Here is a 3,779-nt window from a genome sequence, read left to right on the forward strand (position 1 = left end):
GGACACGGAACCACCCCATGAGCTCCAGGCCCTGATCGACGCGGTCACCACCGGACACGGCATCGACCTCTACCTCCGGATTTAACGAACTACCGGTAGCGTCTCCCATCGGCCGCGGAACGGAAACCGGACGGTGCCGCGGGCGCCCTGGTAGGCCTTGTCCGCCCAGCAAGGTATCTGGGCCTGGTCGAGGGCGTTGATGATGCCGTGTTCGCGGGCCGCACGAACGTCGTGACCGGCCCCGGGCAGTGCGGAGGAGGCCCAGAGCAGCCGGCAGACGGGATCGGCGATGACCTGACTCTATGAGGGCCGGGCCCTCTTTCCTGCTAAGCCCGGCGGTACTTACTGTCCGGGTATGAGCGAGCTCGGGAAGGAGGCCCTCGATGTCTGGTCTACATCGGTATCGATGTGCACCGCAAGCGCTCGCAGGTCGCTGTGGTCGGTCAGGATGGATCGGTGCAGGTCAACCGCAACGTGCCCAACGGTTCTCGGGGTGATCGGGGATCTGCCGATCGGCGCGCCGGTCGCCTTCGAGGCGGCGTTCGAGTGGGGCTGGCTGGTGGAGATGCTGGAGGATTACGGCTTTGAGCCCACCTGGTCCACCCGTCACGGTGCAAGGCGATCGCCTCGGCGAGGCTGAAGAACGACAAGGTGGAGGCGGCGACGCTGGCCCAGCTGCTGCGAGCGGATCTGCTGCCGGAGGCGTGGATCGCCCCGCTGCCCGTGCGCCAGCAGAGGGTGGTGCTGCGTCATCGCTTCCACCTGGTGCGGTTGCGCACCCTGCTGCGTAATCGGATCCATGCGGTGCTGGCCGAACACGGTCTGGAGCGGGCCGGGGCCTGCTTCACCGCCGCGGGGCGCGCCTGGCTCGAGGGCCTGGACTTGCCCGATGCCTCCCACACGGTCGTCGATCAGCTGCTCGCCCTGCTGGACGCGCTCAAGGTAGCGATCGATGCTCTGGATGCGCAGCTCGCCGCCCAGGCTCGTGGCGATCCGCGCGTTACGGCCCTGACCAAATTGCCTGGCGTGGGAATCCTCACCGCGCTGGTCATCGTCACGGAAGTCGGCGACATCAGCCGCTTTACCAACGCGCGCAAGGTCGCCGCCTGAGCGGGACTCACGCCGACCGTACGCAGCTCGGACCTCACGGTGCGGCACGGACACATCTCCAAGCAGGGCTCCGCGTGCCTGCGGTGGATCTTGTGCGAGGCCGCGTAGACCGCCAAGAGATCACCGGAATTCGCCGCGACCTACCAAGCGATAGCCCACCGCAGGGGAAAGAAGATCGCCACCACGGCCATCGCCCGCAAGCTCATCACACGCGCCTATCACGTTCTGCGGGAGGTCGATTCCCGCCATCCAGGCAGGCAGCGGTGATCACACCACCTCGGCAGTCACAGACGCCGGGCGAGCTCTCGAACGTGCATGAGCCGGCGATTTCGCCGTGCTCGATGACCTGCCTGAGCAGCCCGGTTCCCGCATCAGGGCCATGGCACCAGGCGTCGGCCCGGTGCCGAATAGGCGCATGTGAGACCACTCCGCCCGGCCGGAACAGCAATCCGGGGAAACCCAACGACCGCCTCCGCAAGCACACTTCAGGTCCCTGCCGACCACCACCGCCTGCGGCCTTCGACTGCGGCCCGATCCGCATCACACAGCTGCAGGCCAGAACTACCTGTGCCTTGACACCACCGGCCCTCATGGGTGCACGCATGCCGTGCTTCGTGTGCTTCCCGGAGTAGAAGGGCCGGTCGGCGACGATCCGGTCGATCAGCAGGAGCGTCCCGTCGAGCAGGACGTATGCCTTCGTCGAAGCGACGCGGACGGCCTCATCAAGGTTCGGTGCGAGTGCGGCCAGCCGGTCGGCGGCCTCGCTGATGTAGCGGTAGCCGTGCTCGTCCCGACCTTGAAACCCGCTGCGAGCTGGGCGTACGTGGTCCCGTTCCGCAGATGTGCCAACACCAGCAGGGCCTGACGGCCGGCCGGGAGCCGGTGCCAGCGGCTTCCCATCCGACGACAGTGTTCTCGCAGGCGGGCGGCGAGGAAGAACAGGGATCGACTGGACACGTCCAGCCCGCACGGGTAGACAAGCACGCGAAGCCTCTGGCGGGTACCGGGTGATCTTGGTCGTGAACCCGTCTGCCAGAGGCTTCTCCATCTGTCGATCAACTGACCAGCTCACGCAGCAAGTTGGCAAAGGCTCAGTGCCTGCAGCGTTCCAGCATGACGGATGGATACGACAGTCCCTGGGTCGTGTCCTGGCCGGTGCCAAACGCCACGCCCCGACTCTGGACCGGCTGGACGGCCTGAGTGAGGTTTCCCCGTGATCTTGGACACTCGATGTTCAACGCACGCCAAGCCTCACGCAGCGGCTGACAATAGGCCGCTCATCGTCCCGTTTATGGCATCTGCACGAACAACCCGCCCAGGGGGCATTTCAAAGTCGGTTTGATCTTGTGGGTGTGCTGGTCGCGGCTGTGCGACGGTGTCCGGCGGGTGGGCCACCAACGCAACGGAACCCCCGTTGATGCAGGTGCCCTTTCCAAGTCGCCGGCGTCAACCGGAGCTTCGATGTGCCGCCCGTCTGCCACCGTCCGTCTGATCAAGTTGCCTACGCGTCAGCACTGTCGGCGCGAGCAGCGTCACCCCTTCGTGGCCGTTACGCTCATGGCCTGCTCGGCGGTGGTCGCAGGAGCGAAGTCCTTCGCTGCCATCGGGCAGTGCGCCAGGGTTGCGCCGCAGGGCGCCCTCGCCGGGCTCCGGGCCCGCACGGATACGGCGTTCGCCGTTCAGATACCGCCCAGCAGCGCGACGATCGCCAACTCCTCAAGCGCACCTGCCCCGGCGGGTAGGCCGACCGGCTGGGATGCGATCCGACAGGCGCTGAATCCCTCGCAGTGGACGCAGGACTGCCCGCGGCTCGGGCTATGGGGACAGCCCGACCTCGCATCTGCTAGCCGCGATGGCTGATGACGGTCAGACCGTCACCCAGTTGCGGGTGCCGGCCAAGACGAACGAGATCTCGTCGCCGCCCTCCTGGAGCCCTACGACCTGACCGGGTGACTGTGACCGCCAACGTCGACCTGCTCGCCGACCGCGCACCCGGCCTGCTGCGCGCCCGGCGCGAAGCCGACCCGGACTACGTCCTGCTCGACGGCACCCTGTCGGAGTGCGACCGAGTCGGCGACAGCCGGGCCGACTACTCCCAAAAGCACCGCCGCCACGGGGTGAATGTGCAGCTGGTGACCGACCCAGCCGGACGATTGTTGTGGATCTCGCCCGCACTGCCTGGCCGCGCTCACGACCTGACCCCGGCCCGCACCCACCGGATCATCCGGATCTGCGAACGCCAGGGCATCCCCATCCTCACCGACCGCGCCTGCATGGGAGTCGGCCCGTGAGTGACAACACCCCTCAGACGCCCACCGAGCCGTGACCTCACGCCGACCCAACAAACCGTCAACCGAGCACTGCCCACAGCACGGGCCCCGGTCGAGCGCGGCGTCGCACGACTCAAGTCGTGGCGGATCTTCCGCAGGTCCCGGTGCAGCCCCAATCGAATCTCGTCAATCTCCGCAGCCATCCTCACTCTGGAGCGGCAGCGCTGAAAGAGCTCACTGACTCTCCTCGGGCTCAGCTGACCAGCACCGACCGAAGATCATCAGCCTTTGCCACCTCGTCCTGTCGCTCGCCCATTCGCCGAGCAAGCGGACAAGTCGGTTCGCCCCGACGGCAGCCAATCGGAACGAATTGGCACTCGATCGCGAGAGTTTCACGCG

1 protein-coding gene and 4 pseudogenes are annotated in these 3,779 nt (G+C 66.9%); 3 read left to right on the top strand and 2 right to left on the bottom strand.

What is annotated here, in order from left to right; genetic code table 11:
* Window positions 1–96: 96 nt before the first annotated feature.
* Window positions 97–297 (bottom strand): annotated as a pseudogene (locus AC07CM_RS50505) (transposase family protein); the annotation flags it as partial.
* Window positions 298–493: 196 nt separating this feature from the next.
* Here AC07CM_RS50505 and AC07CM_RS50510 point away from each other — a divergent pair.
* Window positions 494–640: a hypothetical protein gene (locus tag AC07CM_RS50510; RefSeq protein ID WP_478883302.1), complete on the top strand. Its 147-nt coding sequence runs from the start codon at window positions 494–496 to the stop codon at window positions 638–640.
* 164 nt (window positions 641–804) lie between these two features.
* Window positions 805–1,218: pseudogene (locus AC07CM_RS50515) on the top strand (transposase).
* A 475-nt stretch (window positions 1,219–1,693) separates the two neighbouring features.
* On the opposite strand, the pseudogene AC07CM_RS50520 reads toward AC07CM_RS50515, so the two are convergent.
* Window positions 1,694–2,094 (bottom strand): annotated as a pseudogene (locus tag AC07CM_RS50520) (transposase family protein); the annotation flags it as partial.
* A 983-nt stretch (window positions 2,095–3,077) separates the two neighbouring features.
* Here AC07CM_RS50520 and AC07CM_RS50525 point away from each other — a divergent pair.
* Window positions 3,078–3,608, top strand: a pseudogene (locus AC07CM_RS50525) (transposase family protein); the annotation flags it as partial.
* Window positions 3,609–3,779: the final 171 nt, after the last annotated feature.

The sequence above is a fragment of the Streptomyces sp. NPDC044061 genome (assembly GCF_056434305.1).